At 61.4% G+C, this 26,389-nt stretch carries 23 protein-coding genes; 10 read left to right on the top strand and 13 right to left on the bottom strand.

All coding sequences use genetic code 11. From position 1 onward, the window contains the following. Positions 1–31: 31 nt before the first annotated feature. Genes VLL26_RS03065 through VLL26_RS03055 form a run of 3 tightly spaced genes read left to right on the top strand, consistent with a single transcriptional unit; the run spans position 32 to position 2,605 of the window. Positions 32–895 (top strand): ABC transporter substrate-binding protein, encoded by an 864-nt coding sequence (locus VLL26_RS03065; protein WP_342320134.1) that lies wholly within the window; start codon positions 32–34, stop codon positions 893–895. Beyond that, a complete protein-coding gene (locus VLL26_RS03060) occupies positions 892–1,839 on the top strand; it encodes an amino acid ABC transporter permease (RefSeq protein ID WP_342319653.1) in 948 nt (315 codons plus the stop codon). The genes VLL26_RS03065 and VLL26_RS03060 overlap by 4 nt, the downstream gene beginning before the upstream one ends. Before the next feature lie 4 nt (positions 1,840–1,843). Then, positions 1,844–2,605, top strand: a complete 762-nt coding sequence (locus VLL26_RS03055) for an amino acid ABC transporter ATP-binding protein (protein ID WP_342319652.1) — start codon at positions 1,844–1,846, stop codon at positions 2,603–2,605. 25 nt (positions 2,606–2,630) lie between these two features. Here the strand turns inward: VLL26_RS03055 and VLL26_RS03050 are convergent, their stop codons facing one another. From VLL26_RS03050 to VLL26_RS03020, 7 genes are read right to left on the bottom strand one after another with little or no spacing between them, the layout of a single operon-like run. Next, positions 2,631–3,380: a sulfite exporter TauE/SafE family protein gene (locus tag VLL26_RS03050; protein ID WP_342319651.1), complete on the bottom strand. Its 750-nt coding sequence runs from the start codon at positions 3,378–3,380 to the stop codon at positions 2,631–2,633. Next, positions 3,377–3,853, bottom strand: a complete 477-nt coding sequence (gene coaD / locus VLL26_RS03045) for a pantetheine-phosphate adenylyltransferase (protein ID WP_342319650.1) — start codon at positions 3,851–3,853, stop codon at positions 3,377–3,379. Before coaD ends, VLL26_RS03050 begins: the two co-directional genes overlap by 4 nt. Next, the gene (locus VLL26_RS03040) at positions 3,850–4,434 is read right to left on the bottom strand and encodes an RsmD family RNA methyltransferase (RefSeq protein WP_342319649.1); all 585 of its coding nucleotides are present in this window, start codon (positions 4,432–4,434) and stop codon (positions 3,850–3,852) included. The genes coaD and VLL26_RS03040 overlap by 4 nt, the downstream gene beginning before the upstream one ends. A 9-nt stretch (positions 4,435–4,443) precedes the next feature. Beyond that, on the bottom strand, positions 4,444–6,537 hold the full coding sequence (locus VLL26_RS03035) for an ATP-dependent DNA helicase RecG (RefSeq protein WP_342319648.1): 2,094 nt from the start codon (positions 6,535–6,537) through the stop codon (positions 4,444–4,446). A gap of 4 nt (positions 6,538–6,541) precedes the next feature. Further along, on the bottom strand, positions 6,542–8,125 hold the full coding sequence (locus tag VLL26_RS03030) for a DAK2 domain-containing protein (RefSeq protein ID WP_342319647.1): 1,584 nt from the start codon (positions 8,123–8,125) through the stop codon (positions 6,542–6,544). Positions 8,126–8,136: 11 nt separating this feature from the next. Then, complete coding sequence (locus tag VLL26_RS03025; protein ID WP_342319646.1) at positions 8,137–8,781, bottom strand: uracil-DNA glycosylase; 645 nt, start codon at positions 8,779–8,781, stop codon at positions 8,137–8,139. Position 8,782: 1 nt separating this feature from the next. Then, positions 8,783–9,745 (bottom strand): thiamine-phosphate kinase, encoded by a 963-nt coding sequence (locus VLL26_RS03020; protein WP_342319645.1) that lies wholly within the window; start codon positions 9,743–9,745, stop codon positions 8,783–8,785. A 34-nt stretch (positions 9,746–9,779) separates the two neighbouring features. Here VLL26_RS03020 and VLL26_RS03015 point away from each other — a divergent pair, with 34 nt between their 5' ends. Beyond that, positions 9,780–10,745, top strand: a complete 966-nt coding sequence (locus VLL26_RS03015; RefSeq protein ID WP_342319644.1) for a DUF3515 domain-containing protein — start codon at positions 9,780–9,782, stop codon at positions 10,743–10,745. Here VLL26_RS03015 and VLL26_RS03010 read toward each other — a convergent pair. Continuing rightward, positions 10,717–11,772: a D-alanine--D-alanine ligase family protein gene (locus VLL26_RS03010; protein ID WP_425292286.1), complete on the bottom strand. Its 1,056-nt coding sequence runs from the start codon at positions 11,770–11,772 to the stop codon at positions 10,717–10,719. The two genes, VLL26_RS03015 and VLL26_RS03010, sit on opposite strands and share 29 nt — an antisense overlap. 26 nt (positions 11,773–11,798) lie before the next feature. Then, positions 11,799–12,797: an NAD(P)H-dependent glycerol-3-phosphate dehydrogenase gene (locus VLL26_RS03005; protein ID WP_342319643.1), complete on the bottom strand. Its 999-nt coding sequence runs from the start codon at positions 12,795–12,797 to the stop codon at positions 11,799–11,801. 88 nt (positions 12,798–12,885) lie between these two features. Between VLL26_RS03005 and VLL26_RS03000 the strand changes: the two genes are divergently transcribed. From VLL26_RS03000 to VLL26_RS02990, 3 genes are read left to right on the top strand one after another with little or no spacing between them, the layout of a single operon-like run. Continuing rightward, on the top strand, positions 12,886–13,947 hold the full coding sequence (locus tag VLL26_RS03000) for an NUDIX hydrolase (RefSeq protein WP_342319642.1): 1,062 nt from the start codon (positions 12,886–12,888) through the stop codon (positions 13,945–13,947). 34 nt (positions 13,948–13,981) lie between these two features. Further along, the gene (locus tag VLL26_RS02995; RefSeq protein WP_342319641.1) at positions 13,982–14,455 is read left to right on the top strand and encodes a YbjN domain-containing protein; all 474 of its coding nucleotides are present in this window, start codon (positions 13,982–13,984) and stop codon (positions 14,453–14,455) included. 3 nt (positions 14,456–14,458) lie between these two features. Further along, positions 14,459–14,920 (top strand): hypothetical protein, encoded by a 462-nt coding sequence (locus VLL26_RS02990; RefSeq protein WP_342319640.1) that lies wholly within the window; start codon positions 14,459–14,461, stop codon positions 14,918–14,920. On the opposite strand, the gene leuD is transcribed toward VLL26_RS02990, so the two are convergent. Continuing rightward, on the bottom strand, positions 14,917–15,504 hold the full coding sequence (gene leuD / locus VLL26_RS02985) for a 3-isopropylmalate dehydratase small subunit (RefSeq protein ID WP_342319639.1): 588 nt from the start codon (positions 15,502–15,504) through the stop codon (positions 14,917–14,919). The genes VLL26_RS02990 and leuD overlap by 4 nt on opposite strands. 13 nt (positions 15,505–15,517) lie before the next feature. Beyond that, positions 15,518–16,942 carry a 3-isopropylmalate dehydratase large subunit gene (gene leuC, locus VLL26_RS02980; protein ID WP_342319638.1) on the bottom strand — a complete coding sequence of 475 codons (1,425 nt, stop codon included), beginning with the start codon at positions 16,940–16,942 and terminating at the stop codon, positions 15,518–15,520. A gap of 50 nt (positions 16,943–16,992) precedes the next feature. On the opposite strand from leuC, the gene VLL26_RS02975 reads away from it, so the two are divergent. Then, on the top strand, positions 16,993–17,685 hold the full coding sequence (locus VLL26_RS02975) for an IclR family transcriptional regulator (RefSeq protein WP_342319637.1): 693 nt from the start codon (positions 16,993–16,995) through the stop codon (positions 17,683–17,685). Here the strand turns inward: VLL26_RS02975 and VLL26_RS02970 are convergent. Continuing rightward, entirely contained in the window at positions 17,682–20,450 is a 2,769-nt protein-coding gene (locus VLL26_RS02970; RefSeq protein ID WP_342319636.1) for an FAD/NAD(P)-binding protein, read from the bottom strand. The two genes, VLL26_RS02975 and VLL26_RS02970, sit on opposite strands and share 4 nt — an antisense overlap. Then, positions 20,447–21,403, bottom strand: a complete 957-nt coding sequence (locus tag VLL26_RS02965) for a pyridoxal-phosphate dependent enzyme (protein WP_342319635.1) — start codon at positions 21,401–21,403, stop codon at positions 20,447–20,449. Before VLL26_RS02965 ends, VLL26_RS02970 begins: the two co-directional genes overlap by 4 nt. Positions 21,404–21,493: 90 nt before the next feature. On the opposite strand from VLL26_RS02965, the gene VLL26_RS02960 reads away from it, so the two are divergent. Both VLL26_RS02960 and VLL26_RS02955 read left to right on the top strand, forming a co-directional pair. Next, positions 21,494–24,067 (top strand): YhgE/Pip domain-containing protein, encoded by a 2,574-nt coding sequence (locus VLL26_RS02960; protein ID WP_342319634.1) that lies wholly within the window; start codon positions 21,494–21,496, stop codon positions 24,065–24,067. After that, positions 24,067–26,253 carry a YhgE/Pip domain-containing protein gene (locus tag VLL26_RS02955; RefSeq protein WP_342319633.1) on the top strand — a complete coding sequence of 729 codons (2,187 nt, stop codon included), beginning with the start codon at positions 24,067–24,069 and terminating at the stop codon, positions 26,251–26,253. Before VLL26_RS02960 ends, VLL26_RS02955 begins: the two co-directional genes overlap by 1 nt. The last annotated feature ends 136 nt before the right edge of the window (positions 26,254–26,389 follow it).

Below are 26,389 nucleotides of genomic sequence, written 5' to 3'. Positions count from 1 at the left end.
TGGAACGGTGGCTTCGGTGGCGTCGATAAGCATGCTTGCCGCGTGCGTGACAAACACCGAAGGCGGCAACCCGGAAGGCTGGCAGCCAATAATTCCGGATCAGGTGCCACAGATCGCCGCTATGGTACCCGAAAGTGTCGCTGCCGACGGCAAGTTGTCTGTTGGCACCAACCCGCCTTTTGCTCCCTTCGAGTTCAAAGACTCCCAGGGCAGGTTAATTGGGCTTGAGCTTGACTTAGGGCGGGCCGTGGCGGCTGTGTTAGGGCTCGAATTTGACCCGCAGGAAATGGATTTTTCTCTCATTTTGCCCGCGGTGCAGTCGGGCGCGCTCGACGCTGGCATGTCCGGACTGACCGATAACGAGGAGCGACGCGCAAACTTTGACTTCGCCGATTTTCTCTACGCAGGTATCCAATGGGCAGCGCAACCCGGCTCCAGAGTCGACCCGGCGAACCCGTGCGGGCTCACAATCGCGGTGCAACGCACCACGGTCTCCGAAACCGATGATGTGCGCCCAAAGAGTGAAAATTGCGTAGCCAGGGGTGAAGATCCCATAACGGTGCTCTCCTTCGACAGCTCCGACAACGCCGCGCTGGCCGCTCTTGTCGGCCGCGCAGATGCGGTCAGCGCCGACTCCCCCGTTACCGCGTGGGCTGTGGAGCGTTCCAATGGCGAACTTGAACTCATCGGCGAGATGTTCGATGCTGCCCCGTACGGCTTCGCGGTGCCGAAAGACTCCACACTTGCGCCGGCGTTGGCGGCCGCACTGCAGCACCTCATCGACACCGGCGATTACGAGCGAATACTCAAGCAATGGAACGTCGAAACCGGCTACCTTGATGAAGCGCTGATCAACGAAGAACCCGTGAAAGAAAGGCTGCAGGCCGCACAATGAGCTCCACTTCTAAACCCCGAACTTCTCGCCCGGAGCGTATCCAAGCCAAACCGCTTCGCCACCCAGGCCGCTGGGTTTTGGCTGCGGTGCTAAGCGCGCTGCTCGTCTGGTTTGTGATCGGCGCAGCGCGCAATCCTGCCTACGGCTGGTCGACGTATTTTGCGTACCTGTTAGACACCCGCATCGCCGTCGCCGCCCTGCACACCCTGGCTATTACCGCTTTGGCCATGCTCATTGGCGTCGTCGGTGGGGTGGTTCTTGCTGTGATGCGCTTGAGTTCCAACCCCGTCTTTGGCACCATTAGCTGGCTGTTTCTGTGGGTCTTTCGTGGTACCCCGGTGTATGTGCAACTGATGTTTTGGGGGTTGCTCGGCGCGATCTACGACTCGGTCAACGTCGGTTTTGCCAGTATCTCTCTTGAGCCTTTTACTTCCTCCGCCTTCATGCTTGCGGTGGTGGGCCTGGGTCTTAACGAGGCCGCCTACATGGCTGAGATTGTCCGCTCTGGTGTTTCCGCCGTGCCGGAGGGCCAAATTGAGGCGTCGAAGGCTCTCGGCATGAATTGGTCGCAGACAATGAAGCGCACGGTTTTGCCGCAGGCAATGCGCATTATTATCCCGCCGACCGGCAACGAGTTTATTTCTCTGTTAAAAACCTCCTCCCTTGTGGTGGCTATCCCCTACTCGCTGGAGCTCTATGGCCGTTCCATGGACATAGCGGCGGCCCTTTTCGAACCGGTTCCTCTCCTGTTGGTCGCCGCGACGTGGTACTTGGCGGTGACCTCGGTGCTCATGGTTGGCCAGCACTACTTGGAACGCTACTTCTCCCGCGGTTCGACCCGTCAACTCACCGCCAGCCAACTGGCTAGTTTCACCGACGCCGAAGGCACCATCCCGGCCAACATCGAACTTATCGACGCCCCCGAGCAGCAAAAAGGACGCTAAGACCATGCAGCCTATGATCAACGCTATCGACGTGTGGAAGTCCTACGGCAACCTTGACGTGCTCAAAGGAGTAAACCTTCAGGTCGCCCCAGGTGAAGTCACCTGTTTGATTGGGCCGTCCGGGTCCGGAAAATCGACTTTTTTGCGTTGCTGCAATCACCTGGAAAAGGTCAACGCCGGACGTCTCTACATCGACGGTGACTTAATTGGCTACCGCGAACGAGACGGCGTGTTGTATGAAATGAGCGAGAAGGATGCGGCTAAACAACGCCGCTCCATCGGCATGGTTTTCCAAAACTTTAACCTTTTTGGCCACCGCACGGTCCTTGAAAACATCATCGAGGCCCCGGTGCAGGTGAAAGGGGAACCTGTTGCCGCGGCGAAGAAGCGGGCCTTGGAGCTACTAGACATGGTGGGGCTGGCCGACAAAGCCGATGCCTTTCCTATCCAGCTCTCCGGAGGCCAGCAGCAGCGCGTCGCCATCGCACGCGCGGTGGCGATGGATCCAAAGCTCATGCTTTTCGACGAACCCACCTCCGCCCTCGACCCCGAACTCGTCGGGGAAGTTCTTGGCGTGATGAAGCGGTTGGCCACCGACGGGATGACCATGTTGGTGGTCACCCACGAGATGGCCTTTGCTCGGGAAGTCGCAGACAAGGTGGCCTTCATGGCGCAGGGCCGCATCATTGAGTACGGCACCCCGGACGAGGTGCTAGTTAACCCGCAGGAGCAACGCACGAAAGCGTTTTTGTCCACCTTGTTCTAGGTTTTCGGCGGGCTGTGGTCACGCCCTAGCCAACAAGACCGATAATGCCCCGCACCAGGGCGGTAACCCCGCCGAGGATGGCCAGCCCAAGAGCGAGCGCTCGCGCTTGGTTGCTCGGCACGTGCGGGGTGATACGGATGCCTAAAAATATCCCCAGCACCATTGCGAAACCTCCCGCGATCCACAGCTCGTTGCCCACCGCGGAGACGTTCGCCGCCCCTGTTAATTCCTTCATGGCAAAAGATACCGCCCCGCTGACCATGAAAATGGGTTGCAAGGTTGCGGCGTAGGTGCGCTGCTCCCACCGCGCCGCCTGAGCGTAGACAGTAATGGCGGGGCCTGCGATGCCGGCGAGGGTGTTCATAAACCCTCCCAACGCGCCCGAAATCGCGGCGGGCACGGGGCCTTCAAGCACCGGCACGTAGCGCTTGCCTAAAGTAACCACGCTCAACGCCAAAAGGAGCAACACACCGACCGCGATGAGAAGCACGTTAGGTGAGGTAGCGCCGACAAGCAACGCTGCCGGTAAGGCACCCAGCACCATAAAAGGTGCGATAGCGCCGAAGTTGCGCCAGCTAATGAACTCCCGCACCGTCAGGGTTGTCAAGGCCGCGTTGACCGTCGCCAGCACGTTGATCACCAAAATGCCCTCAACCGGGCCGATCAGCAGAGAAACCACCGGCGCGGCAATCAAACCGAGCCCCATCCCTGAGACTCGTTGGAGTGTGGAGCCGAGCAAGACCGCGATGAACAAGCCGACTGCGGCTGCCGTCACGAAAGCTTCTCCTTCATCGCAGCCACTACAACATCAGGGACAAGCCCAGTGACGTCGCCTCCGTATTTGACCACTTCTTTGCACAGGGAGGAGGAGGTGTAGCCATATTTCTCGTCGGTTAACAAAAAGTATGTATCTACGCCAGATAAACGCCGGTTCATTTGCGCCATGGGCAGCTCATATTCGTAGTCCAACGCCGAGCGCAGACCTTTGACCAAAGCCGTGACATTGTGCTCGGTGGTGTAATCCACCAACAAACCGCCCCAGAAGTCAACGCTGATATTAGAAACATCCGCGGTGACCTGGCGGATGAGTTGCACACGCTCCTTCACGCTAAACATTCCCGAGGTCTTGGTAGGGTTGCCCGTGACCAGCACAATCACCTCCTCGAAGTGGGCTGCGGCACGTTTGAAAATGTCCAAATGCCCGTTTGTGACGGGGTCGAAAGACCCTGGGCAGACTGCGATGGTCATGGCGTGTGTCCTTTCTCCGGTGCCGTGTAGACCGCCATGTCCATCCGGGCGATCCCGTAGAGGCGCTTCTTCAACTTCTGCGTTGTCGGGGTGTATGCAGGCGGCCAGGCCGTCTCGGGGCTTTCGCGGTGGCGCTCGATGACGACCACGGCGCCGTCGACAAGCGTCGGCTCTAGTGCGCTAAGCATCTCAACGACACTGTCATCAGCGAGTTCGTACGGCGGGTCGGCCAGCACCATAGAGAAGTGCCGTCGCGGCGCTCCCGCCAAGTAGGTCGATGCTTTGAGCTTCTCCACCTTCACATTCGGGTGCCCCACCACACCCGCGTTGAAGGTGATTACCTCCACCGCCTTCGGGTCGATGTCTACCAACACAACCTCCGCGGCGCCGCGCGAGGCTGCCTCCAAGCCCAAAGCGCCCGATCCGGCGAACAAATCCAACACCACGTGGTCGACTATGCCAAAGCGCGCCTGCAACGAGGAAAACAAGCCTTCGCGGGCACGGTCGGACGTGGGGCGGGTGCCCTCCGGAGGGACTTTGATTTTGCGGCCGCGGGCCTCGCCCGAAATGATGCGGTTCATACACCCACCTTAACTTTTGTCCAAGTAGTCGAAACGTCCCGGTTGCACATCCTGCACGGCGCGTCGGGCCAACTCCAAGTGTTCGCCAACGAAAGCCTCGGCATCGCCGTAGGCGCGCACCACGGTGTCGTAGTCGTCGATTAAGTTGATCAACTTGAGCTGGCGGTGCGCCCCCGATTGACTGACCCCCAGCACGTCACCTTCCTGACGGACGTAAAGGTCAAATTCGGCGAGCTGGAATCCGTCTGTGGTGAACGCCACCGTGGAAATGCGCGCCAGCGCCGGACTGTCCGGCGCCGCCAAAGTGTGAAAAAGGCACAGCGAGGCGTTGCCGCCACGGCCGATGCGACCCCGAAGCTGGTGCAACTGCGAGATCCCGAAATGCTCCGACTCACGCACCATCATCACCGTCGCATTCGGCACATCCACGCCAACCTCAATCACCGTCGTGGAGACTAAAACATCAATCCCGCCAGCGGCGAAATCCGCCATGATGGCGTCTTTTTCCTCGCCCTTCATCCGCCCATGCAAAACACCTACGGTTAAGTCTTTAAATTCAGAGGCCGACAGGCAGGCGGCAACGTCTACGACTCCCCCGTCGCCGTCGATGCGGGGACACACAATGTAGGCCTGGTGTCCGGCACAGACCTCCTCCCGAATCTTCTCCCACGCCCGCTCCACCCATTTCGGGCGAAACTCCGGCACCACCGAGGACTGGATGGGTTTGCGCCCGCCGGGCAGCTCCCGCAGCGTCGAGACTTTCAAGTCGCCAAAAACCGTGATTGCGATGGTGCGCGGAATCGGCGTGGCTGTCATCACCAACAGGTGTGGCGTGTTGTGGCCTGCCTTTTCCCGCAACGAGTCGCGCTGGTGAACACCGAAGCGGTGCTGCTCGTCGACCACCACCAAACCAAGGTTGAAAAACTCCACGTTGTCTTGGATTAAGGCGTGCGTGCCCACGACAATATCGGCCTCGCCGGTCATGATCTTAAGCAGTGCCTCCTGCTTGCGCGCCGCCGGCAACGAACCGGTCAAAGCCACGACCCGGGTGGGCAGATCAGCGCTTGACACAAGCTCGCTGAGTGATCGGGCGTGCTGCATGGCAAGCACCTCCGTCGGGGCGAGCAAAGCGCACTGAACACCGTTATCGACGGCCTGCAACATAGCCAGCAGCGAGACGATAGTTTTGCCCGAGCCAACCTCGCCCTGCAACAGTCGTGTCATCGGGTGGTTGGCGCTCATGTCCTGGGAAATTTCGCGGAGAACTTCACGCTGCCCTTGGGTTAGCGGGAAAGGAAGGTTGTTAAGCAGCCGGTTTTGCGCGCGGTCATTGACCCACGGCAGCGGCAGCGCAGACGCGCGCTGACTGTCGTAGCGCCGCACCGCCATCGTCAACGCGACGCCGAAGGCCTCGTCGTACTTCAGCCGCGCCAACGCCTGCTGTGGGCCTTCGGGGCGCGGCTCGTGAATCTCCCGGATCGCCTGGTCAAGCGAGCAGAACCCGGTCGGGGTGAAACCGTAGGGTTCTTCCACGGGCGGCAAGGAACGCAAAACGGCATAGACTGCGCCCATGATTGTCCAACTGCTTACCTTGCTTGTCGACGGGTACAGCGCCAGCCAATCCCTTCCCGCCAAAATCTCCTCAAGGTCCCCGAAGTTCTGCAGTTGGCGCAGGGAACCTGTGGCTTGGGTGGGGCCGTCGAGAAGCACGAAATCGGGGTGCTGCATCTGAGGCTGGCCGTTGAAGATGGACAGCTTGCCTGTCAGCATGACGCGACGGCCCCGCGTGAGCACACGCATCGCGTAGGTGGAACCAAAAAATGTGGCGTCGATAGTTTTGCTGCCGTCATCCACCTGAATTTTGTGAATCGGCCGCTTCTTCGTCGTGATTTGTCGCACGGCGGTGACTTCGCCGACAACGGTAACAGTATCGCCTACCTCAGCTCCTTCAAGCGAGCCGCCGGAACCGTAGTGCAAATAGCGGCGCGGGTAGTGCCGGAGCAACTCCCCGCACGTCGAGATACCGAGGTGTTTTTCCAGCGCACGTGCCTGTTTCAGGGGAATGACCAGGTTGAGCGGGCGAGTGTCATTAAACCCCAGCATCGGCTCACTCCACCCCAATCTCCGCGACTGCGTTTAATCCATCAGCAGGATAAGCCATCACCTCGACGCCCAACTGCGCCGACAACGCCTCCGTATCTACAGAGGTGATCTCCTCCGGGCGGTAAAGAATAGAAATTTGTTCGCCGCCTTGCTCCAGCAGGAGTCGGCTGGCAAAGATGAGGGCGTCGACCGGATCAGCCGGGGTGTTTGTTACCTGCCCGCGTGAGACCATAATGAGGTCTCCCTCGGACACCGCACCGCCTTGGACTAAACCGGGGGACTCCACGCGCTGTAGCGCCGCGGTGCGCATCTCGCCGGCGGCCTCCGCCATGCTAAAGGCGACCGTCTGCAGGGGTTGGTTGGCGTCGTGGACAGCCAGTGCGGCGATCCCGGAGACGAGCCGCACAGTTGGAAGCACGGTGACTGTCTGGTTGAAAGCGCGCGCCGATTTTTCGATTGAACCGATCTTCGCGCTGTTTAACAACCCGTTGGGAAGCAGAATTACCTCATGCGCCGGCGAGCGGCGGATCAAGGCAAGTGTCTTGGCAACTGCCGCCTCCCCGGGAGGCACCGTCACCGCGCCGGCTTGGGTGTAGAGGTCGGCTAAAGAACCTCCCGGGGTGAGAGCGACGATGAGACGCTGCGGGTGCTGCGTGACAGGACCGGCGGGCAACACCTCCACGCTTACATCGCTAATTGTGCCGCACGCCATGGCCGTCTCGATGACCTTGCCCGCATCAAGCGAATGAATGTGGACCTTGCCTGCGTTGTCATCGGCCCGGGAAATGACAAGACTGTTGCCCAGCGGGGACAGTTGCGCCTCTAACTGCGCAACGTCGCCTGTATAGAAAAACATCACCTCAAGCTCGGCTGAGGCAGAAGAAGTGGCGGGCGCATGTCTTTCTATCGCCGCCTCATCTACAGCCACAGCTTCATCCTTGGCACGTTGCGTTTGCGGGGTGCCCGCAATTTCGCCGACGAGTTGCTCCAACAAAACCACCAAACCGGTGCCGCCGGCGTCGACGACACCAGCTTGGCGCAGAACCTCAAGCTGGGAGGGGGTTCTCGCCAGCGCGGTCTGCGCGGCCTCAAGGGCGGCATTGGCGATGGCGTCGATTGAAAGGGTGCGTGTGCGCGTCTCGTCGGCAGCAACGGCCGCCGCGCCCAAAACAGTCACGACTGTGCCTTCGACAGGCTCCGAAATTGCCCTGTCGACGAAACGCACTGCGGCGTTGAGGGCATCGGCGATGACTGCCCCGCTTTCGACTCCCTCGCCGACGCTTTGCGCAACGGCGCGAATGACCTGGGAAAGAACAACACCGGAATTGCCGCGCGCGCCTCGCATACTGCCTTTGGCCAGCGCCTCAGCAACCTCTTTCATCGTGGACTCACCCGGCAGCTTCTCCGCCTCGGCGACAGCGGCGTGCATGGTGTGGGCCATGTTGGATCCCGTGTCGGCGTCGGGCACAGGGAAAACATTGAGCTCATTGATTTCCACGCGACGACGCTCAAGCTCAGCGACTGAGCGGCGCGCCCACGACAACAGGCGGGCTCCGTCAAATGGCGCAGGCTGAGCTTGAGTGGACATGGCTTAGGAGTCTACAACGACCAGTCGACGGGCTCGGCGCCTTGGTCAACCAATGCCTGGTTCGCCCGCGAGAAAGGCTTCGAGTGAAAGAAACCATGATGCGCCGACAACGGGGAGGGGTGCGGCGAGCAAATGCGTGGGGTTTGGCCGAGGAAAGGTGCAGCGCTTTGGGCATCTTTGCCCCACAAGATGGCCACCAGGGGCGTACCACGTCCAGCCAAGGCGCGGATCGCCTGCTCAGTTACAGCTTCCCACCCTTTGCCGCGGTGCGAGCCCGGCGCTCCCGGACGCACGGTAAGCACCCTGTTGAGAAGCAAGATCCCCTGCCGTGACCAGGCCGACAAGTCCCCGTCCTCGCGGCCAGCAACACCCACATCGGAGTTCAACTCGGTGTAAATGTTGACTAGGGAACGCGGCGGGGCCACCCCAGGCTGTGTGGAAAACGCCAGGCCCATCGGGTGCCCAGGCGTGGGGTAGGGATCTTGGCCGAGGATAAGTACACGAACGTCCTCAAAGGGCTGCGCAAAAGCGCGCAGGATGTCGTGTCCACGCGGCAGGTACTCGGGTTGTGCCCGCAAAAAGTCGCCCATGGCGTGGATTTGGTCTTCCACCGGCGCCAAAGGCTGCTTCCAGGATTCATGAACCGGCACGTTCATCTCAAAAGCTTTCCCATCCGCTCCCGCTTTGCGGCTTTCGGCCCCCGAGGGTTACGCCGGAGCCTTTGCACACGGTCCCGATGCGGCGAAAACCGGCGGGGGCGTCTGCGTCGATAGTGCCCAGCAGGGTATGGTCCTCTCCCCCACCTAACACCCAGCTCCACGGGTCGACACCGAGGAAGGCGCCCGCCGCAATCTGCAGGTCGTCGGGCTCTAAAGCCTCGCGGTCTAGGTCGATCTGCACGCCGGAGCGCTCGGCCATAGTGCTCACATCCGCAACCAGGCCGTCGGAGTTGTCGGTCATGGCGCTTGCCCCAGCCGCGCGCGCCACAACGCCGCGCCCTGGGGTCAGCCGGGGGGCTTGGTGGGCGTCGACCAGCTCAGCGAACTCAAGCGGAATCTTTCGCCCCGAGCGAAGAAGGTCGAGCCCTGCCGCCGAATAACCAATGCGGCCGTGCGCGACCAAACTTTGGCCGGCTCTGGCACGGTCGAGGCTCAAGGGCGCCCGGTTGCCGCCGAGCGAACCGATGGCGGTGACCGAAATAACCAGTTGCTCACCTTTGGTTACGTCGCCACCGACAAGCTCGGCGGCGTATTCCTCCGTGGTGGAGAAGATGCCTTCGGCGAGCTGCGCAACCACCGCAACCGGCAAAGATTCAGGCGCGGAGATACCTAGAAGTGCTGCGATAGGGCGCGCCCCCATCGCCTCAATGTCCGCGAAGTTTTGCACCACTGCTTTGCGCCCGAGTTGGCGCGGCGTGGTGTAGGAGGGCAGGAAATGCTGACCCCACACGAGCATGTCCGTTGCCGCAACCACCCGCGAGTTCGGCGCGGAGGGGCGAAAAACGGCTGCATCGTCGCCGTTGAGAGAGGACGGGGCGGCGGCCACAATGGCGCGGATGATCTCTGCTTCGCCCACCTCACCAAGTGTCGGGCCCTCGGTGGGGAAACCAGTGCGAATCACGAGGGTAGACGGCCTTTCAGTAGACTTTGACGGCATGACTGAGGATTTCAGGGACACCACCGACTCTAGGAATACTACAGCCGTGGCTTTCCAGCCACCCCCCTTTAACGGCACCTTCGTCTGGATCAGTCTCGCTTTGGCCCTCGCTCTTGTCAGCGGGGTTCTCGTTGGCGCGAAGCTCATTTTCACCCGAGTGGCGCAGCAGCCGGTGGCGCTGACGCAGCTTCCCTCCCCGCTAGCAGATTCGCCGGAGTGCGCATCGCTCATCAGCTCGCTTCCTGACAACCTCGCCGGCCACCGCCGCGCAAAGCTTGCCGAGCCCGCCCCGCAGGGCGCGGCGGCCTGGCAGACATCTTCAACTCAGCGGGTGACTTTGCGTTGCGGGGTGGATGCACCCGCCCAGTACAACGAGTACTCCATCACCGAAAACGCCGCGGGGGCGCAATGGATGCGCATCGACGACTCCACCCCCGGATCCACCCTGTCCACCTGGTTTAGCGTTGATCGTTTGCCTATTGTCGCCGTGACCGCCGACAAGGAAAGCTTGGGCTCAAACAACCCGCTCGACGAGCTTAATGTGGCGATGCTGCCGCAACAGCAGCTCCCGCTGGCGCCAGCGCCTTTAAGTCAGCTAGCTTCTGGCTCCGGCGAACACTGTGATGACTTCCTCGCCGCTTTGCCGCAGCATCTTGCGGAAGGCTTCGAGCGCACCACCGCCAACGACCCGCAGACCGTTGTCTGGGTGGCGGCGGGTCGTGAGCCGCTCGTAGTGCGCTGCGCGGTGGCCGACCCTGACAACTACGAGATGGGTATTCAGCTTTACCAAGTCAATGAGGTGACCTGGTTCGAGGACACCACCCTGGCCAACGGCACGACCTCCTCTACTTGGTTCGCCCTTGGCCGGGCGACCAACATTGCGGCGAGTCTGCCGCAGGCGGAGGGCAACGAGGCGGTGACTCGCCTTTCGGAGGTTATCGCGCAGACTGTCCCACTGCGGTAGTCACGAGGGCGTCGAGAAGCTGGCCGTAGGTCAGCCCGGAGGCGATCCACAACTGCGGGTACATCGAGATGGGGGTAAAACCCGGCATGGTGTTGATCTCGTTGAGCACCGGGCCGTCCTCGGTGAGGAAAAAGTCCACCCGCGCCAGACCCTTGCAGTCAAGCGCACGGTAGGTGCGCACCGCCAGTTCACGCAGACGCTCGATGATTTCTTCGTCGTAGGGCGCCGGGATCGTCGCGGTGACGCCGTCTTCGAGGTATTTTGTTTCGAAACCGTAGAAGCCTTCCTCGCTATCGCTGGTGCCTTCAAGTTTGCCGGGCACGGAGGCGACCACGCTTCCGTCTGGGTACTCGAGGACGCCGACTTCCACTTCCTCGCCGACAAGCTCAGCTTCGACGATGATCTTGTTGTCCGTTTCGGCCGCCCTTTCAACGGCGGCGTCGAGCTCCTCCCAGGTTTCAACCTTGGACACGCCTATCGACGAACCTCCGTTGGCGGGCTTGACAAAAACTGGCAGGCCCACATAGTCGCGCTCTGCCTCCGTGAGGGTTCGCCCGCCGCTAAGCACCACTTCGCGGGTGATTGCGATGTTGGCTAAGGTGGCGAGTTTTTTGGTGTATTCCTTGTCCATCGCGCACGCGGAGGCTAGAACACCCGGGCCGACATAAGGGATGCCGGAGAGCTCGAAGATTCCTTGGATCGTGCCGTCCTCGCCGTATTTGCCGTGCAGGACGGGAAAGATCACGTCGACGTTCGTGAGGGATTCGCCGGTGAAGGCGTCGACGAACTCCCCGCGGCGGGCGGGGTTTAAAGACAGCGTGATCTCACGGCCGTCGCGTACCTCTGGCAGTTTCTCCCCTTTGACGGGGTCGACGTCTCCTTCAACCCACGCGCCGTCGCGGGTGATGCCGACGGGGTAAATCTCGTAGCGCTCGGGGTCGAGATGCGCCATGACGGAGCCCGCGGAAATGCAGGAGATGGAGTGCTCAGTGGACCGGCCACCGTAGATGACAGCTATGCGAATCACGCGCTTGATCCTACCGCCGGCCCGTCTCACTCCGACTTCCGGGAGCGCCCCATCAGCGCCCGGATGCTCTCGTCGACGGATTGCCCCTCGTGGCACACGGCGCGCACGCACTCCGTAATCGGCATGTCAACGCCGTTGGCAAGCGCCAGGTCGTGGATGCTTTGGGAGGAAATTACCCCTTCCGCGACTTGCCCCTTGGTAGCCTTTTTGGCTTCCGCCACCGTGGCGCCCTTGCCCAAGGCCGCACCGAAGGTCCGGTTGCGCGACAGCGGGGAGGCGCAGGTGGCGACCAAATCGCCCATCCCGGCCAAGCCGGCAAAGGTCTTCGGGTCGGCTCCAAGCTCCGTTCCCAACCGGGTGATTTCTGCCAATCCGCGCGTGATAAGGGTGGCCAAGGTGTTTTCCCCCAGACCTTGCCCAGCCGCCATGCCGCAGGCTAGCGCGATCACGTTTTTGCAGGCCCCGCCGATTTCGCAGCCGATGACGTCCGTGTTGGTGTAGGGCCGCAGGTACCAGCTCGCACAGGCCGCCTGCACGAGTTTTGCCCGGTTAAGGTCGCGGCAGGCGATGACGGTGGCCGCGGGTTGCTCCTCGGCGATCTCGCGCGCCAGGTTTGGCCCTGAGAGCACCGCGATGCGCTCCGCTGGCGCCAGGGTGACCTCGGCGACGATTTCACTCATCCGCATGAAGGTCCCAGTCTCGATGCCTTTGGAGATGGACAGCAAGGTGGCCTCACTTGGCAAAAACCCTGCCCAGGCTGTGAGGTTTTCGCGCACGGTTTGGCTTGGAACACCGATGACTACGATATCGGCGCCGGTGCAGGCGGCTTCGGGGTCCGCGGTGGCGGTGATGGCTTGCGGCAAAGTGATGCCGGGCAAATAGTCGGTGTTTTCCCGCGTTTTTTGGATGGCTTGTGCAAGTTCGGGGCGTCGCGCCCACAGGGTTACGGTGTTGCCGCCGTCGGCAAAGACTTTCGCCAGGGTGGTTCCCCACGAACCGGCACCCATAACGGCCACTTTCACCATCGCTCAACTCCTCTCCCTGGGGCGGCTGTGTGCCTGGCAAGTTTAGAACAGTTAGCACGCTTGCTTGAAGTAGGTCACAATAGTTTCTATGGCATCTCAGGCACAACACCACGAAGATCCGGGCTTGCACGGCTCGGAGAAGAAGTCCACTCCGCACGAGCAGGACAAAGATGCCCACGGAGAAATGTTTCTCACCGGGCGCCACCAGGAGATCCCCCGGCACCCGGCGAAGGAGTTTGAACGAACGACGCTTGCTGCTGGCGCTGTGCTGTGGCGCGGCAGCATCGGGCCCGACGGGGATACGTCCGGCGTGGAGGTCGCCTGCATCCACCGCCCGCATTACGACGATTGGTCGCTGGCCAAGGGCAAGGTTGACCCAGGCGAGTCACTTCCGACGACGGCGGTGCGTGAGATCCTGGAGGAGACGGGCTACCGGGTGCGTTTGGGCAAGCTTTTGGGCAAGACGATTTACCCGGTGAAAAGGACAACTAAGGTTGTTTACTACTGGACAGGTGAGGTTATCGGCGGCGAGTTTGAAAAAAACGGGGAGGTTGATGAGATCCGCTGGCTTCCGATAGATGCTGCCTGTGATCTGTTGACTTACGATCTTGACCGCCAGGTGCTTCGCAAGGCCCAAAAGCGCTTCAGCATGCCCGCCGATGCACGTATCCTCTACGTGCGCCACGCCCGCGCCCATGACCGGGAGAAGTGGGCGGGCAACGACGATTTGCGCCCGCTGGATAAGAAGGGCCGGCGCCAGTCCGAGATGCTCGTGCCGATGCTTTCGCCTTTTGAGCCGACGCGGATCTACTCCGCGTTGCCGGATCGTTGCCAGGCCACGGTCGCCCCGCTTGCCGACGAACTCAGCTTGGACGTCACCGTGGATAAACGCTTCGGCGACGAGGGCTGGGCCGAAAGTCAGGTGGAGGCGAAGAAGGCCTTTATGGAGGTTGTTCAGCAGGGCGGAATCAGCGTGATCTGTGGGCAGGGCACGATTATGCCCCAGATGATTGGGTGGTTGTCTGCCGAGGGTCGCCTCCCCATCGACTCCGCTATCGAGGTGAAAAAGTCCGGCGTGTGGTCGTTGTCCTTCCACGGCGGCGAGCTCACCGGCGCGGATTACATGCCCTCTCCCTTGCCGGTCCAGTAGGCGGTTGCTTCCTCGAAAGGAGCCATTGTTTCCCATGGCTTTCACCCCAGTTACTCACCAACGCATTGAGGCGCTGCTTACTGAGGCTGGCCTTAGCCACTTCCGTGGCGACGCCGACGGCGAGATTCGCACCGCTTTTCCTGGTTTGGTGTGCTTCTTCCAACTCGACAGTGTCGGCTTTAAGGTCACGACCCGGTGGTTGGCCACCGCCCGAAAGCCGAAGGACGTGCTCAATTTGCGTATTGCCGCCAACGAGTTGAATCGCACAACGCCATTGGTGCGGGTGCATGCAGTGCCGCGCGACGACGGCTCCACGCTTGCCCTTTTTGAGGCTCCTTTTTTCACCTCCGGCGGGGTCAGCGACACGCAACTGCGTGGCATGCTGAGTTTTTATTTCACTGTCATCCGCGAGCTTGGCAAGGCCCTTGAGGCGAAGCTGCCGCACATCCTCGATGCCGCAGTAACGGAGGACACCAGCGATGACGACGCGAAGGAAAAGGAGTTCTAAGGCATGAGTGAGACCTCGCCTGTGACCTTGGATCGCGCCCGGGAGCTCTTTCGCGCCAACGGGTGGAAGTTCCAGGAGTCCGACAGCCCCCACACGTTCTACACGGGTTTTTACGGTGTCACCTTGGAGGTGCACTACGCCGCGCCGAACGTGAACATGGTAACTACGGTGGCTGTCGATGTAATTGGCGTTGATCGCTTTCCCGACGTCCTTAGCTGGGCGGAGGGCTTTAACGCCAGCCATACCTTCCCCAGCGTGTTCGCTTTGAAAGACCCCGCGCGGGATAAGGCGGCGCTGGGGGTGTCTTACGCGCTGCCCGGCTACTGGGAGTACAGCGACAAGCAGTTCGCCGACCACGTCTCCACCGGTATTCAAGGCATCATCACGGCGGTGACCGAGTTTTTGGCGGAGTTCGCCCCAGCCGTGCTCCAGCAACTCGATCTGCCGGGCGGGGCTGGGGATTAAACGCGCGGCTTGTAGGCGGGGCGGGTTTTTTCGAAGTTTTCGATGGAGGGCGCCTCACGAAGCGTGATGCCGATGTCGTCGAGACCTTCCATGAGGCGGTAGCGCACGTAGTCGTCCACGTCGAAGGTGAAGGTGTTTTCCCCGACGGTGACGGTGCGATCCACCAAAGAAACCGTGACTTCAAGGCCTGGGTTTTGTTCGAGTTGCTTCCACACCAACTCGATGTCGGCTTCGCTCATCACTCCGGCCAATAGGCCTGCTTTGCCGGAGTTGCCGCGGAAGATGTCTGCAAAACGCGGGCTGAAAACGGCGCGGAAACCGTAGTCGTTGAGTGCCCACACGGCGTGTTCGCGCGATGATCCGGTGCCGAAGTCCGGCCCGGTAAACAGCACGGATCCGCCGGCGAACTCTTTGCGGTTGAGCACAAAGTCCGGCTCGTTGTTGCGCCAGTTGGAAAACAGGGCGTCTTCGAAGCCGGTGCGGGAGACGGATTTGAGAAAGTGCGCGGGGATGATTTGGTCAGTGTCCACATTCGAGCGTTTCAGTGGCACGCCGATGCCGGTGTGGGTGATGAATTTCTCCATTGCTGTGCGCTCCTTAGTTCAAATCGGCTGGGCTGGCGAGGTGGCCGGCGACGGCTGTCGCGGCGGCAACTAGGGGCGAGACGAGGTGGGTGCGCCCGCCCGGGCCTTGGCGTCCCTCGAAATTGCGGTTGGAGGTTGATGCGCAGCGCTCGCCGGGGCGAAGCTGGTCAGGGTTCATGCCGAGGCACATCGAGCAGCCGGCGGTGCGCCACTCTGCACCGAATTCTTTGAAGATGGTGTGCAGGCCTTCTTCTTCGGCCTGGTTTTTCACCATGGTTGAAGATGGCACGACCATCATGCGCACCCCTTTGGCGATGCGGCGGCCTTTGAGCACTGCGGCGGCGGCGCGCAAGTCCTCGATGCGGGCGTTGGTACACGAACCCAAAAAGACTGAGTCGATGGGGATGTCGCGCAGTGGGGTGCCAGGGGTCAAATCCATGTAACGCAAGGCTTTTTCCGCCGCCGCTTTGGATGTCTCATCTCCGAAAGATTCCGGGTTGGGGACTTTCTCGCCCAAGGGCAGTCCTTGGCCGGGGTTGGTGCCCCAGGTGACGAAGGGAGTGAGCGCGGAGCCGTCGATATCGACGACGGTGTCGAATGTGGCGCCTTCATCGGTGGGCAGTGTTGACCAGTAGGCAACCGCTTCGTCCCAATCCGCGCCGGTTGGCGCGTACTCGCGGCCCTTGAGGTAGTCGAAGGTCGTCTGGTCGGGGGCGACCATACCGGCGCGCGCTCCCGCCTCGATGGACATGTTGCAGATGGTCATGCGGGCTTCCATTGACAGTTTCCGGATCGCTTCGCCGCGGTACTCGATGATGTGGCCTTGCCCGCCGTTGGTGCCGATCTTCGCGATGATTGCCAAGATCAGGTCTTTGGCCGTCACACCTTGACGCAACTCGCCGCTGACGTTGATGGCCATTGTTTTAAAGGGGCGCAGCGGCAGGGTCTGGGTGGCCATGACGTGCTCGACTTCGGAGGTGCCAATGCCCATGGCGATGGAACCGAAGGCGCCGTGGGTGGAGGTGTGGGAATCCCCGCACACGATGGTCATGCCCGGCTGGGTGATTCCTAACTGTGGCCCCACGGTGTGGACGATGCCTTGTTTCACGTCCCCCATTTGGTGCAGTTTGACGCCGAACTCGGCGCAGTTTTTGCGCAGCGTCTCCACTTGGGTTCGAGATGTCGGGTCTTGGATTTCGAGCAGGTTGCCGGATTTGACGCCGAGGGTGGGGACGTTGTGGTCTTCGGTGGCGAGGTGTAGCTCCGGGTGGCGCAGGGTGCGCCCGGCCAGGCGCAGGCCGTCGAAAGCCTGCGGGGAGGTCACCTCGTGGAGGAGCTGGAAGTCAATGTAGATAAGGTCGGGGTCTGCGCCCTCCCCCTTGGTCACGATGTGATCGCGCCAGACTTTCTCCGCCAAGGTCATCGGTTTGTCCGACATCCGCTTCTCCTTCCAGTCTTCCCATCGTGTGAGATGGTAAGGTTCATTGTGTGAGACAGTATAGCGAAGATTCCGGGATCAAAGTATTGGACCGCGCAATCGCAATCATGCGCTCCATTTCCGCAGGCGAGAAAATGCTTGCGGAACTCAGCAGCGACACTGGGCTACCCCGAGCCACGACACACCGCATCGCGACCGCACTCGAAGTCCACCACATTCTCGCCCGCACCGAATCCGGCGCCTGGACGATCGGGCCCGCACTGGCCAGCTACGTCACGCAAACCTCCCCGCAGCTTTTATCGGCCGCCGCTTCCCTGATGCGCGACCTCGTGGCACAAACAGGTGAATCGGTGCAGCTCTACCAGCTCACCGGCAACACACGCACCTGCATCGCCGCCGAGGAACCCACCAGCGGATTGACCTACACAGTGCCGGTCGGGTCACAGCTACCGCTGACCGCAGGCTCTGCCGCGCGCGTCTTCGCCGCACACGGTCTCCTCGACGACTCCGTTTCCTTCCCCGAGGAGGAACTCGCCCCGGTCCGCGAAACAGGACTGGCCGAATCAGTCGCGGAGCGCGAAGTAGGCCTTGCAAGCGTGTCCACCGCCATTGTGGACTCCACCGGAAAGGTTGTGGCTGTCCTTTCCATCTCCGGGCCCACCGAACGCCTCCACCCAAGCCCCATTGCCAAATGGGGCAAAGTGCTGCGCGCGGCAGCCAAGAAACTCAACACGCAGCTCTAACCTTCCCTCCGGTCAATCAAATCAAGGGTGCGCTCGGGCCACACCACGTTTTTCGCCAACGGAATTTGGTGCGAAGCCGACTCCAAGATGTGCATGAAATAGCCAGCGGTGTTCGGGATCGCCACGATGTCACCAGCCGCCACCCCGCGCGGGAAACGGATCTTGCGGCGCAAAATCAACTCGTCTTCAATACAGTAAGCACCCACCAAAAACGCCTCCACCTCCGCAGAAGGCTCACTTCGTTGCACCAGGATCGGATCGATGAGGTAGTCATCCGACGTGGTACGGCACTGAGTGCGGTTCATGTGCACCCCCACCAAGGGGACACCATCGCTGCGGGTTTTAACGAAAGCGACTTGGGCGAGGATCAGCCCACAGCCGTCGAGAAGCGAGCGGCCCGGCTCAAGGTGCAAGCGCAAATTGCGGCCAATGAGACCCTCCGCGATGCCGTCATCAAGCACGTGCCGAAGCCACTGCCCGCGCGTAGGCTCTTGCCAATAAGGATAGGTAGTGCTCAGCGGATCAGCCTTCCACGTAAACGGCTCAGCGAAGCCGCTTCGCTGCGCCTCAATCGCCTCGTGGTAGGCCTCCCACTGCTCTTTGCGGGCGATGTAGCTCATCGGCACTCCCCCACCAAGGTCAATAAACGCAGGGCTATGACCTGCCTCGCGCAAAATGTCGATGAGCCCGAAACACTCCCGCAGCGCCGCACTGCGCTCCTTGGCCGCGTAACCATGCAAATGAACATGCACACCGACAACGCGCACATTGGAATCAGGCCGCGCAAGGTGGCGTGCCCAGCGGTGGGACAACTCCCCAAAACGGGTGGGCATCATGCGCGTCGGATCAGGGGCAAGGCGCGGCGCAACGACAGCGACCCGATTTCCGGCCAGCGCCCGAATCCGATCGTATTCCTCAAGGCTGTCTACGGAGATCACCACACCGTTATCAATGGCCAGCCGCAGCAGCGCATCCGGCTTCATGGCAGCAGACAGAATAATGCGCTCACCCGGCACATCACGGCCCAGCACTTGCCGCAGCTCATTTTCACTGGCCACATCCACACCGTGCCCGGCGTCTCGCACCGTGTCCACAAAGGTCAAAGCCTTGTTCGCCTTACGCGCGTAGAAGATCTTCAGCTCCACCCCCGCCTCGGCCGCAGCACCCACAAGCTCATCGACATTGCGCAACATAGGCGAAGGATCCAGCACGTTAACGGGGCTTGAGAAGTCCTCGACAAGGCTAAGGCACGCCTGCGCATCCGCCACCAGTTCTTCCGCCCACGGCTCCAAACGCGCTTGCAAAGGAGGCATCCCGTGGACCCGCTCCGCGTCATCGAGTGCCGCCCGGCTAACGCGGCGTGCCCAACCGGGAATGACCTCGTGGGCGCCGCGGCGCAGCGTATCGTGTCCCACAATCCACCCTTCACTCATCCGCCCAGCCGCCGCAATGTGTTCACACTCCACCAGAGTGCCGTCGCGGCCGACCATGATGGAGTTCGTCTCCTCATGTATCCGAGCGATGCCACTTTCAGCCAACCACCCAACAAGGGTTCCCGGCACGGCGCCAGGTGCGGCGTTGACCGCATCGATAACCACATTGGCCCCCACCTGCGCCGCCAAGGAGGAAAGGTCATCTTCGCCGCGCCCCAAAAGGTCAGTACGGATCCGGTTGGCGTCAATCATTTCCAGCACCTCCCGCGCTGTCTCGGCGGGCGGGCCGAAAGCGACACGCTCCAAACGACGAGTCAACGCACCGAAGGATGCACCGCCGAGGCTATCGCGCCCGCCGAAAGATGCACGGTCGACAATGGCGTCGTAGGCGCTGCGAAAGGCGTAGCCCACAGCCGCCGCCGGGGTCCACGGCGCGACGCGCTGCGCCACAGCCAGGGAGCGGCGCAAATCCTCCACCGGGTCGGCTCCGTCGCTGCCGTTTAGCACCGCGCGGATAGCTGCCGGGTCGGGCTCACCCTCGCCCAACAACGCCAACACCTCGGCGGCGTACACCTCCAGGGCGCTGCGCAAACCTTGGAGGTTCTCGGTGGTGCGGATCTCGCACATTGCCTGCTCCCGCGCGCCTGCCAGTTGCTCCTCCTCCTCTGCGCTGGGCAGCGCTTTGACGTCCATGAACCGGCCCGTGCGGTTGAGCGGATAAAAAACGCCCGCCTTTGCGTGGCGTACCACGTCAATGAAGGTCAAAGCAGCGCCACGCACTATCACGGTGTCTTTTTCCGTCAGCGCAGCTAACTTTTCCGCCTCATACGCAGAAATGACGCGCTCTACGCCCAAAATGTCGGTGTTGAGCGCACCCGGCCAGGTCTGGCTGTGGCCTGTGGTGATGAGCACCTCCGCGAAAAGTTGCCCAGCGATGCGTACACCGTTTGCGACAACTTCCAGCTTGTCGACGCGGTGGTTGAAAAACTCAAGCGTGCAGCCCACCGGCACGTTTTTGCTCAGCGCAGCCCAAGACGCGGCGATGAATCGGCCGACTTCGCGGCGCGGCGGGAAAGAGTCGTGTTTTCCTCGCCACTTGTTGAAGGAGCCGAGTTGCGTCTGTATCACTTCTGCGGGCACGTTGAGCAGCCACTTTTCCGGCAGGTCAGGTTGAAAGGCGCCGGTGGCGCTCGCAGTGGGAAGGGGCCCGTCGTTAAACACACTGATGTCGAGGTGGGCTCCGCGTTCGCGGGCGCGCGAGAGCAGTTCCTCGGCTGCCCACAGTCCGCGCGGTCCCGCTCCGACTATTGCTACGGCGAGGGCTGCCTTCATTTTTGGACGTTCCTTTCGACCCATTCGTCGTTGTATACCGTATCGAGGTAGGCGCGGCCGTCATCGTGAAAAATGGCGGCTATTTCCGCGCCCGGGTTGTTGCGCACCAGCTTGTCGACGCCCACGCACACCGCCCCACCCGAAGCCCCCGGCAAAAAACCTGTCGTGCGGGCGGTTTTCCGCGCGGCCGCAACGGCGTCGGCGGCGCAGACACGGATGATGTCATCGGGGGTGACGTGGCGTGAAAGATCCGTTACCACACCGGCCCCATAGCCGGGCAGGACGCGCTGTCCGCGGGCGCCGTTGAAAAGCACCGAGCCTTCAGCGTCGACGGCGACAATGCGGGTGCCTAAGCCGTGTTCTTTAGCGAAGCGTTGGCAGCCCCCAATGGTGCCCGTGGTGCTAACGGCCGCGACCACAAAATCTGGGGCGTGGCCAAGTTGCTCAACAATCTCACGCATGGTGCCTTCGCTATGGGCGACAAACGCCGCCTGGTTGGAGTACTGGTCGAGGTTGACCGCGCCGAGTTCTTTGACGAGGGCGGCGGCTTTCATGCGGCGTGCCTGCAGCCAGTCCCCGGTGCTCGGGTCGGGGGCAGTGACCTTGTGGATGGTCGCGCCGAGGGCGCTCATGTGGGCCAAGGTGACACGGTTGGCGCGCGGATCAACGACGCAGTGGAAGTCGTAGCCGCCCAGGGCGGCCTCGCGGGCGAGGGCCACACCTAGGTTTCCGGAACTAGATTCAACCATCACCGCCCCGGGGGTGAGCACCCCGCGCTGGATGGCATCGCTGACAAGAGCGCGGGCAGTGCGATCCTTGGCACTGCCGCCCGGATTGAAACTCTCCAGCTTCGCCCACACGCGGCAGCCTTGTTCGCCCTCCAGCGAATACAGCCGCACGAGAGGTGTGTGTCCAACGGCCGAGAGCAGATCCGACCCTGTGTCATAAAGCATGGCCTTCATCTTATGGCGATGTAAGGCAGCAAACCGGCAGGCGGTGTAGCGGGTGGGTGAGAAGGTACCCAAAGGGAGTACTATCGACGCGTGGTTAAAAGCGGCGAAATTCTGGCAAGGGACATCCGACGGCTGATGCGTGTGCCGCGCGCCATCATCATCATTATCGGCGTGCTGGTCACCCCGGCACTCTACGCCTGGTTCAACATCAACGCCTTTTGGGACCCCTACGAGCAAACGCGAAACATTCACATTGCCGTGGTCAACCAAGACCGCGGCGCTTCCACCGAGCAAATCGGGGATGTTGATGTGGGCGGCCAAATTGTCGAAGAACTCAAAGAAAACGACGCGATCGGTTGGGAGTTCGTCGACGAAAGCCGTGCTCACGAGGGCCTCAAACGCGGTGAGTTCTACGCCGTGTTCCTCATCCCGCCTTCATTTAGTGAGGATTTTTTAAGCCTGACCAGCGGCACCTACACCCAGCCGGTGTTGGAATACTACGTCAACGAAAAAACTAACGGAGTCTCCCCCGCCATCACCGACACGGGTGCTACTGCGGTGGAGACTTCAGTAACCGAAGCATTTAAGAAGAAGGTTGGCGAGGCCGCCGCCGCTGAACTGCGCGACGCCGGGGTGAGTTTGCGCGCCAATGCGCAGGAGGTGCGCGACGAGACTGGAGGCGGCCTCGGTCAGGTCGCCGCCGATTTGGACGCCGCCAGCGAGCGGGTTTCTGCGATGCGTGGCTCCGTCGAAAGTGCCCGCCCCGTCGTCACTGAGCTCAACAATGTTGTCACCTCCGTTGACACCGCCCTCGGCGAAATAGGCACCGCACTCGGTGACAGCGAGGCGCTCGTGCGGGAGCTGGAGGCCACCTCCGCTGATTTCGCCGCCGCGAACTCCACCGCTTTCATCGAATCCGCCAATGCGGTGAGCACGGGTGCCGCCGCTGCTCAGGCCTCCATCGCGGGAGCGACCGACCAACTCTATACGGTTAAGCGTCGCGCTCAGGTTCTGGCGAACGAGATCGACGGCGTAGTCACCCAGGGCGAGGCCGCCTCCGCGCAATTGCGCGCCTTGTCAACGGTTGCTCCTTTATCGCCGCAGATCAAAGGCAATATTGACGCTGCAATCGGGGTGCTTGATCAACGCACAGACGCTTCCCGGGCGGTGTTAGACAGCCTCAATCAGCTCGACGCCAACTCCACCGCCGCACTGGGCTCGCTTGAAGCGCTCGGCCAATCCTTGCAAAAGGCCACCGCCGAATCGAGCGAAACTGCCCGCGCCGCCAGCCGCCAGCTCGCCTCTACCGTGCCCGCCGTCAACGCCTCCTTGGCAAGGCTTTCCGGCAACCTGGCTACCGTCCAAGGCGCCGTGCGAAGCCAGCAGGCCCTGACGGATGAAACGACCGAGTTGTTGGCTGGGGTGGATCGCCAACTTGGGGCGTCGACAAGCGTGCTCGACGAAGTTGCAGGAAACCTCAACACACTTGCTAACGGCGCCCGCGACGCACAAAGCGACGTGGCCTTGCTGTTGTCCACCTCCGACTCGGACGCCCTCAACACCGTCACCGGGCTCAACTCCCTAAAGATCGGCGAATACATCGCATCGCCCATCAACGTTGAGCAGCAGCCGCTTTTCCCCACCGACAACTACGGCAGTTCCATGGCTGCGTTTTTTACCAACTTGGCCCTGTGGATCGGCGTGTTCGTGCTCACCATCATTTTCCGCGTCGAAGTCGACCTGGAAGGCTTCCGGCGCCTCACCGTCGGCCAGGCTTACATGGGCCGCTTCATGCTTTTTGCCACTCTCGCCGTCGCCCAGGCCGTGGTGGTCTCTGTGGGAAACATGGCCTTCGGTGTGCAAATGATTTCCGCCCCCGCATTTTTGCTCACCGCCGTAGCCACCAGCGTGGCCTACACCGGCATCATCTACGCACTCGTCTCGGCGTTGGGGCACATCGGGCGCGGACTAACAGTTTTCCTTGTGCTCATCCAAATCCCTGGCGCCTCCGGGCTCTACCCCATCGAACTCATGCCTGGCTTTTTCCAGCGCATCTACCCCTTCTTGCCGTTTCGCTACGGAATCGACGCCATGCGCGAGACCATCGCAGGTTTCTCCGGCGGCTCCTACATGAAGTGCATGGGTGCGCTGGCGGTGATGTCGCTGGTAGCTTTGACCCTCGGCTGGTTGTTCCGGCGCACCTCCTCACACGCAAATCACCTTTTCAACCGGGAATTGGAGCGCACCAACCTGATCAGCAATGAAAACGTTGAAGTCATGGGCTCCCCTTATCGAATTTCAGATATCGTCGCTGCGCTGGCGGACCGTGAGGAGTTCAACGCCGGGGTCACACGCCGCTCCCATTTCCTGCGGGAGCACTACCACACGCTCATCGCTGCGGGCCTCGGCGCGGGTGTCGTGGGAATTTGCATCATCACTCTCATGGCGCAGATTTTGCCCACCGACAAATCAGTCATGCTGGCGGTGGCCGTCGGCTGGACACTTCTGACTATTTTCTACTTGGGGTCGGTGGAGTACCTCATGCGCAGCCTGACGGACTCGGAGGAAGTGTCGCGGTTGAAAGACAGTGAGCTGCGTGACGTAGTGGTCCACAGTCACGATTCCGGCCCCGCTAGGGCTGAAACCGCAGGAGGCAAGCAGTAATGAGGGCAGCACTTTCCATTGCCGCAAATGATCTGCGGCGTCTTTACACCAACGTCATGGCGGCGATTGTCATGATCGGGCTCATCGCCCTGCCTTGTTTCTTTGTTTGGTTCAACGTGCTGGCAACCTGGGATCCTTTCGGCAACACTGAGCGGTTGAAGGTCGCGGTGGCTAACGCCGACCGCGGCCACACCAGCGAGCTGACGCCTTTAAACGTCAACGTCGGCGATATGGTTTTGTCTAAGCTTTACCGCGACCGGGAAATGGATTGGGTAATTACTGACCCGCAGCGTGCGGTTGAAGGGGCCAAATCCGGCGAATACTACGCCGCGATCGTGCTTCCAGAAACGCTCAGCGAGGACATGTTCAACTTCTACGCCACCAATGCGCAACCCAGCACTATCCATCTTTACGTCAACGAGAAGAAGAACCCGATTTCTCCCCTGCTGGTTTCCTCCGGCACTAATGACGTCAGCGCGCAAATCAACGCCTCGTTTACCCGCACACTGTCCGAGGTTTCCTTCGGGCTGATTGAGTCGGCGGGCGAAGTCATCACCGACGGGGAGACCACCCGCGCCTTGGGCAATCTTGAAACGCGGGTGGGCAACGTGCGCGACCAACTTCTCTCTGGGGCATCCACGGTAGATGCTCTTGCAGCACTGACCGAGTCAAGTGTGCCGCTTGTTGAGGGCGCTGAGCGTCTCGCGTCCTCCGTCGGGGCTAACTTGGGGCAAGTCCAACTCACCGGCTTGAGCCCTTCGGGCGTTTCCGGCACTGAGCTTGGTGCTGGCGCCGATGCGTTAGGGGCAACTCTTGCCGCTACCGCCGATAGTTACGCTGCCGTCGGTGAGCGTGTTGACCAGTTGCTGGCCAACACAGGCGCCGCCTCGGAATCCACTGCCGCCGCATTGACGCAGGCCGCCGGCCGCGTTGATGTCCAAATTCGGCAGTACACGGCGCTGCGTGACCAGCTCGACCGTGATCTTGCCCCGGTCCTGCCGCTGCCGGCCCGCCCGCAGCTCACTGAAGTCACCGCCGCCCTCGACGAGGCGATCGCCCGGCAAACCGGGGTGCGCGACAGGCTTAACGACGCCGCCGCAAACCTCACAGCCGGCACCGGCGACAGCGGCGACCGCCAGGAGATCAAGGACTCTATCGCGAGTGCCCGTGAATCGTTAGACGCGGCACGCACCACCTTCGACACGCGCATCACACCACAATTGGAAACATTGTCGGGCTCGGTGAGCATGATTCAAGGCAGCGTCGACAAAGCCCGCGCCGACATGGGCGGGGTTGCCCGCGCTTTGGATGACAGGCCCGGCTCGCTGCGCGAGTCATTGTCCACAACCAGCGCGAATCTGCGCACCATGGCTGATTCTTTGCGCAGTAGTGCGGCGACGATGAACAGCGCGCAGCAAAAAATCGCCGCAGCTCGCGACGGCGGAGATTTAAGCGAACTCGCCGATTTGGTTTCTCAGCGGCCGCAAGAGCTTGCCGACGCCTTCGTTCACCCCATCAAGGTCGAGCGCAACGCCGTGTTTCCGCGGGTGAGCTTCGGAGCGGGCATGGCCCCGCTCTACACCATGCTTGCTTTGTGGGTCGGTGCACTTCTCACCGCCGTCGCCCTGCGCTTCGACGAGGACTCCATCGAGCAAAACGTGACGGCAAATGAGAACCTTCACCGGGCGCAGATCTACTTCGGCCGCTACCTCACCTTCGCCGCAACAGGGCTGATCCAATCGACACTGATCGTGGCCGGACTTATTGCCTACGTGGAGCTTGAACCTGCCCACAGTTTCCTGCTGTATGTTGCGGCATGGGTGTCCTCGCTGGTCTATCACCTCATCTGTTATTCGCTTGTGTTGGCGTTGAGCAACGCCGGGAAAGCCATCGGCGTATTGATTCTTGTGTTGCAAGTCTCCGCGGCGGGAGGTGCCTACCCATTGCCGCTTCTTCCTGGCTGGGTGCAAGCACTCAGCCCCTGGCTGCCCGCTACCTACTCAATTGCGGCTATGCGCGCGGCGATCTTCGGCACCTACGAAGGAGACTTCCTCACAGCCCTCGGCATGCTGTTGCTCTTTGCCTTGCCCTTCCTTTTGCTCGGCCTGGTGCTGCGCGAAAAGCTGCGCCCGGCGATAGCCAAAATGGACGGCGCGGTGGCGAAAACGAAGGTGATGATGACGTAGTGGTTGCGCGGGACCCGTGGTGGCAGCCCGCTTGGACACTTTCATCGCCGGCAACGCGGCGCGCGCTGTGAGATATTTGCGTCAACAAAACAGAGCTTGTCGACGCCACCTTCACCCCCACGACCAAAGTAGACAT

The sequence above is a fragment of the Corynebacterium sp. BD556 genome (genome assembly GCF_038452275.1).
GTDB classification, from domain to species: domain Bacteria; phylum Actinomycetota; class Actinomycetes; order Mycobacteriales; family Mycobacteriaceae; genus Corynebacterium; species Corynebacterium mayonis.
Note: the sequence above shows the minus strand (reverse complement) of the source record. Positions and strands in the feature narration are given on the sequence as shown.